Raw genomic sequence first — 6570 nt, forward strand, 5'->3', positions numbered from 1 at the left:
GCCCTTCATTAGGAATTGAGAATGAACCAGGAACTTGCCACGAACCCCCTGAACCCGCTGGCCCCGCCGCGGCAGTTCAATGAAATCAAGATCTCGCTGGCCTCGCCCGAAGAAATTCTGGCTTGGTCCTTTGGCGAGGTGAAGAAGCCTGAAACCATCAACTACCGCACGTTCAAGCCGGAACGTGACGGCCTGTTCTGCGCGCGCATCTTTGGTCCGATCAAGGATTACGAATGCCTGTGCGGCAAGTACAAGCGCATGAAGTATCGCGGCCTGGTCTGCGAAAAATGCGGCGTCGAGGTGACCCTGCAGAAGGTCCGCCGCGAGCGGATGGGCCATATCGAGCTGGCCGCCCCCGTGGCCCACATCTGGTTCCTGAAGTCGCTGCCGAGCCGCATCGGCCTGATGCTGGACATGACGCTGCGCGATCTGGAACGCATCCTGTACTTCGAGAACTATGTCGTCATCGAGCCGGGTCTGACCGACCTGACCTATGGCCAGCTGCTGTCCGAGGAAGAGTTCTTGGATGCGCAGGACAACTTTGGCGCCGACGCCTTCCAGGCGGATATCGGTGCCGAGGCCATCCGCGCGATGCTGGCCAACATCGACCTGGCGGCGACCGCCGACCAGCTGCGCGAGGACCTGAAGGCCGCCACCGGCGAGCTGAAGCCCAAGAAGATCATCAAGCGCCTGAAGATCGTCGAGAGCTTCCTGGAATCGGGCAACCGTCCGGAATGGATGGTCCTGACCGTGATCCCAGTCATTCCGCCGGAACTGCGTCCGCTGGTCCCGCTGGACGGCGGCCGGTTCGCCACGTCGGACCTGAACGACCTGTATCGCCGGGTGATCAACCGGAACAACCGCCTCAAGCGGCTGATCGAGCTGCGCGCCCCCGACATCATCGTGCGCAACGAAAAGCGCATGCTGCAGGAATCGGTCGATGCGCTGTTCGACAACGGCCGTCGCGGCCGCGTCATCACGGGCAACAACCGTCGCCCGCTGAAGTCGCTGTCGGACATGCTGAAAGGCAAGCAAGGCCGCTTCCGCCAGAACCTTCTGGGCAAGCGCGTCGACTTTTCGGGTCGTTCGGTCATCGTGACCGGCCCCGAACTGAAGCTGCATCAGTGCGGTCTGCCCAAGAAGATGGCGTTGGAGCTGTTCAAGCCGTTCATCTATTCGCGGCTTGAGGCGAAGGGTCTGTCGTCCACGGTCAAGCAGGCCAAGAAGCTGGTCGAAAAGGAACGCCCCGAAGTCTGGGACATCCTGGACGAGGTCATCCGCGAGCACCCGGTCCTGTTGAACCGTGCGCCCACGCTGCACCGTCTTGGCATCCAGGCGTTCGAGCCGATCCTGATCGAGGGCAAGGCGATCCAGCTGCACCCGCTGGTCTGTTCGGCCTTCAACGCCGACTTTGACGGCGACCAGATGGCTGTGCACGTTCCGCTGTCGCTGGAAGCGCAGCTGGAAGCGCGCGTCCTGATGATGTCGACGAACAACGTCCTGTCGCCCGCCAACGGTGCGCCGATCATCGTGCCGTCGCAGGACATGATCCTGGGACTGTACTATGTCTCGATGAGCCGCGAGGGGATGAAGGGCGAGGGCATGGCCTTTGCCAACATCGACGAGGTCGAGCATGCCCTGGCCGCCGGCGAGGTGCATCTGCACGCCAAGATCCAGGCACGCCTGAAGCAGATCGACCAGAACGGCAACGAGGTCTGGACCCGCTTCGACACCACCCCGGGCCGCCTGCGGCTTGGCGGCCTGCTGCCGCTGAATGCCAAGGCGCCGTTCGAGCTGGTCAACCGGCTGCTGCGCAAGAAGGACGTGCAGGTCGTCATCGACACCGTCTACCGCTACTGCGGTCAGAAGGAATCGGTGATCTTCTGTGACCAGATCATGGGTCTGGGCTTCCGCGAGGCGTTCAAGGCCGGCATCAGCTTCGGCAAGGACGACATGGTCGTTCCCGACACCAAGTGGACCATCGTCGGTGAGGTCCAGGAGCAGGTGAAGGAGTTCGAACAGCAGTATCTGGACGGCCTGATCACCCAGGGCGAAAAGTACAACAAGGTCGTGGACGCCTGGTCGAAGTGCAACGACCGCGTGACCGAGGCCATGATGTCGACCATCTCGGCCACCAAGAAGGACGAGAACGGCGCCGAAATGGAGCCGAACTCTGTCTACATGATGGCGCATTCCGGTGCGCGAGGTTCGGTCAACCAGATGAAGCAGCTGGGTGGCATGCGCGGCCTGATGGCCAAGCCGAGCGGAGAGATCATCGAGACGCCGATCATCTCGAACTTCAAGGAAGGTCTGACCGTTCTTGAATACTTCAACTCGACCCACGGCGCCCGGAAGGGTCTGTCGGACACCGCGTTGAAGACCGCCAACTCGGGTTACCTGACGCGTCGTCTGGTCGACGTCGCCCAGGACTGCATCATCCGCGAGCATGATTGCGGAACCGAGCGTGCGATCACGGCATCCGCCGCGGTCAACGATGGCGAGGTGATAAGCCCGCTGTCCGAGCGCGTGCTGGGCCGGACCGCGGCCGAGGACGTGCTGGTGCCGGGCGAGGATGAGATCATCGTCCGCGCCAACGAGGTGATCGACGAACGCAAGGCCGACGCCATCGAGGCGGCGGGCGTGCAGTCCGTGCGCATCCGCTCGGCGCTGACCTGCGAATCCGAGGATGGGATCTGCGCGCTGTGCTATGGCCGCGACCTGGCCCGCGGCACGCTGGTCAACATCGGCGAGGCTGTCGGTATCATCGCCGCGCAGTCGATCGGCGAACCGGGCACCCAGCTGACGATGCGGACCTTCCACATCGGCGGCATCGCACAGGGTGGCCAGCAGTCGTTCCAGGCCGCGTCCCACGAGGGCACGGTGTCGTACCGCAACGCCAACATCCTGGGCAACGCCAATGGCGACCAGGTGGTGATGTCGCGGAACATGCAGCTGCTGGTCCTGGACGACCAGGGGCAGGAGCGGGCCAGCCACAAGCTGTTCTACGGCTCCAAGCTGTTCGTGAAGGAAGGCGAGCGGGTCATCCGCGGCGCGAAACTGTTCGAATGGGACCCCTATACCCTGCCGATCATCGCGGAGAAGGGCGGCATCGCCAAGTTCGTCGACCTGATGTCGGGGATTTCGGTCCGCGACGAGACCGACGATGCGACGGGCATGACCCAGAAGATCGTGACCGACTGGCGGTCGGCGCCGAAAGGCAACGACCTCAAGCCCGAGATCATCATCATGGACGCCAACGGCGAACCGGTGCGCAACGACCAGGGCAACCCGGTCAGCTATCCGATGTCGGTGGATGCCGTGCTGTCGATCGAGGACGGCCAGGAGATCAAACCCGGCGACGTGGTGGCCCGCATCCCGCGCGAAGGCGCGCGGACCAAGGACATCACCGGTGGTCTGCCGCGTGTGGCGGAACTGTTTGAGGCGCGCCGGCCCAAGGATCACGCGATCATCGCGGAAATCGACGGCTATGTGCGGTTCGGCAAGGACTACAAGAACAAGCGCCGCATCACGCTGGAGCCGTCCGAGGAGGGCAACACCGCCGTCGAATACATGGTGCCCAAGGGCAAGCACATCCCGGTGCAGGAAGGCGACTTCGTGCAGAAGGGTGACTACATCATGGACGGCAATCCTGCGCCGCATGACATCCTGCGCATCATGGGGATCGAGGCCCTGGCAGACTATCTCATCGACGAGGTGCAGGACGTCTATCGACTGCAGGGCGTGAAGATCAACGACAAGCACATCGAGGTGATCGTTCGCCAGATGCTGCAGAAGATCGAGATCCTAGACGGCGGCGACACCACGCTGCTGAAGGGCGAAAACGTCGAGCGTGACGAGTTCGTCGAGGAGAACGCCAAGATCGAGGCACGCGGCGGACGTCCCGCCACGGGCGAGCCTGTCCTGCTGGGCATCACCAAGGCGTCGCTGCAGACCCGCAGCTTCATCTCGGCCGCGTCCTTCCAGGAAACGACCCGCGTGCTGACCGAGGCTGCCGTCCAGGGCAAGCGCGACAAGCTGGTCGGCCTCAAGGAGAACGTCATCGTGGGCCGCCTGATCCCGGCGGGCACCGGTGGTGCGACCACGCGTGTTCGCCGCATTGCGACCGAACGCGACGCCGAGGTCATCGAGGCCCGCCGCGCCGAGGCCGAGGCTGCCGCAGCTTTGGCCGCGCCGGAGCCGGTCTTTGCCACCCCCGCGGCCGATCCGGTGGATCTGCCCAAGGATGGCAGCGACGACTGATCGCGTCGCCCGAACCCTTTTGCAAAGGCCCGGCACCCAGTGCCGGGCCTTTGTCTTTTGGGTTGACCGTCCAGCGGGGCTGCACATACTGCACCTGCCCCTCAAGGAACCGTGATGCGCATACAAGTCCTTGGCCTGTGCCGTTTCTCCCTGCTGGCGCAGGGCGATTTCCAGACCACGGGCGACGATCTGGATCGCAACCGTGCCATCCTGTACGACCCCGTCCGGATGGAACGGCGCATGCGGTGGTTCGAGACCGTCTGCATTCCGCCGCTGATGTGGCAGACCGACCCCGATTTCACCCTGATCATCGCCACGGGTGAGGATCTGCCTGCCCGCTGGCTGGCCCGCCTGCAGCGGCTGGCCCAAGTGATGCCGCAGATCCGGATCGAACAGCTGCCCCCCGCCCGCCACGCCCAGTCCTGCCGCGAGGCCCTGGCGCGCCACATCGATCTGACCGCCGACGTCGTCGTGCAGTTCCGCATGGATGACGACGATGCGGTCGCGGTGGATTACGTCGGCCGCGCCCGCGCCGATCATCGCCTGGCGCAACGGCTGGCTGGCAAGCATCACCCGGTCGTCATCAACCATACCAGCGGCCTGGTGGCCGAGGTGAGGGGCGACCGCTTTGCGCTGCACGCGGAGATGGCGCAGAATTGGGTCCCGGCGCAGACCTTCTATTTTCCGGGGGGCGAGGTGCGGTCGCTGATGAACTATCGTCACGACAAGGTCTGGACCAAGGTGCCGACCATCGCCATGCCGGGCCGCCCGATGTGGATCCGCGGCCACCACGACACCAACGACAGCGGCGGCCACCTGATCGGGCGCAACCGCGTCGCCATCGACGAGACCGAGCTGGCCGAGATGCTGGGCCGCAGGTTCGGGCTGGACCTGGCGCAGCTGCGCCTTGCGCTGACCCGGCCCCTGCGACACCCGGCACAGGATGCCGACAGCGGAGACCCGGCCATCGGCTGAGCGTTCGCCGCCCTGATCCCCTGCCATCCTGTCCCGGAAAGCCGCCATGTCCACGCCCCTGATGTCTCCGCTGCGCCGCACGCGGCCCGCCTCGATCCGGCCAGAACCGCTGCAGCCGGGCGACAACCTGCGCGGGGCAGGGCTGATGACGCTGTCGATGATGGGGTTCACCTGCAACGACGCGATCATCAAGTTCGTGGTCCAGGACATGCCGCTGTACCAGGCGATCACCCTGCGCGGGCTGTTCGTGCTGGTCGCGCTGATGATCCTGGCGCAGCGCGCGGGTGGCCTGCGCCTGCGCATCCCGGCCCCCGCCCGCGCGCCCATGGTCCTGCGCCTGGTCGGAGAGATCGGGTCCACCCTGCTGTTCCTGAACGCCCTGCAGCGGATGGCGATCGGCGATCTGACTGCGGTGATGCAGTCGCTGCCGCTGGTGGTGATGCTGGGCGCGGCGCTGTTCTTCAACGAGACCCTGGGCTGGCGCCGCATCCTGGCCGTGGGGGTAGGCATGCTGGGCGTGCTGATCATCCTGCGACCGGGCAGCGGCACGTTCGGCATCTGGTCGCTGGTGGCGCTTGGGGCGATGCTGCTGGTCGCGGTGCGCGACCTGTCGACGCGGCAGTTCGGGCGCGACGTCAGTTCGAACACCATCGCGTTCTATGGCGCGGTGCTGGTCACGCTGACCGGGTTCGTCCTCAGCCTGGGGCAGGGGTGGGTGATGCCACAGCTGTGGCAGCTGGGGCTGCTGGCCCTGGGCAGCGCGTTCCTGACGGTCGGTTACCTGTGCGCCGTGGCCGCCATGCGTGTCGGAGAGATCGCGGCCGTGTCGCCCTTTCGCTATACTTCGCTGCTGATGGCGATCCTGCTGGGGCTGGTGATCTTTGGCGATTGGCCGGACATGTGGACCTGGGTCGGATCGGCCTTGTCGTGGGGGCGGGCATCTATACCATCTGGCGCGAGGCTCAACTGGGACGGCGGCGCTGATGCGGGTGCAGATGCTGGGACTGTGCCGCTTTTCCTATCTGGGACTGCGCGGCTATCAGGTCGAACATGACAGCATCGCGGCGCGCCGCGCCTATCTGTACGATCCCGACCGGCTGGCCCGGCGCTGGCTGTGGTTCCAGACGGTCGCCGTGCCCGGGGGTGGCTGGCGCAGACCGGATCCCCGACTTCACGTTGGTGATCGATGACCGGGCCGGACCTGCCGGAACCCTGGCTGGGCCAGCTGCGCGATCTGTGCGACCGGGTGCCGCAGCTGCCCCCTGTCGCTGGTGCCGCCGATGGATTACCCATCGTGCGCAGGCCTGCCGAGCCGGCGGTGGCGCCGCATCCTGG

4 protein-coding genes are annotated in these 6570 nt (G+C 65.3%); all 4 read left to right on the forward strand.

Annotation, left to right across the window (positions count from 1 at the left end):
* Positions 1-21 precede the first annotated feature (21 nt).
* On the forward strand, positions 22-4260 hold the full coding sequence (gene rpoC, locus TY51_RS10100) for a DNA-directed RNA polymerase subunit beta' (RefSeq protein WP_042249118.1): 4239 nt from the start codon (positions 22-24) through the stop codon (positions 4258-4260).
* A gap of 114 nt (positions 4261-4374) precedes the next feature.
* Positions 4375-5235, forward strand: coding sequence for a glycosyltransferase (locus TY51_RS10105; RefSeq protein ID WP_052650007.1), 861 nt, complete (start codon positions 4375-4377; stop codon positions 5233-5235).
* A 46-nt stretch (positions 5236-5281) separates the two neighbouring features.
* On the forward strand, positions 5282-6289 hold the full coding sequence (locus TY51_RS10110) for a DMT family transporter (protein ID WP_231558996.1): 1008 nt from the start codon (positions 5282-5284) through the stop codon (positions 6287-6289).
* Complete coding sequence (locus TY51_RS23390; protein ID WP_231558997.1) at positions 6231-6425, forward strand: glycosyltransferase; 195 nt, start codon at positions 6231-6233, stop codon at positions 6423-6425. The genes TY51_RS10110 and TY51_RS23390 overlap by 59 nt, the downstream gene beginning before the upstream one ends.
* The last annotated feature ends 145 nt before the right edge of the window (positions 6426-6570 follow it).

Source organism: Paracoccus sp. PAMC 22219 (assembly GCF_000787695.1).
Taxonomy (GTDB): domain Bacteria; phylum Pseudomonadota; class Alphaproteobacteria; order Rhodobacterales; family Rhodobacteraceae; genus Paracoccus.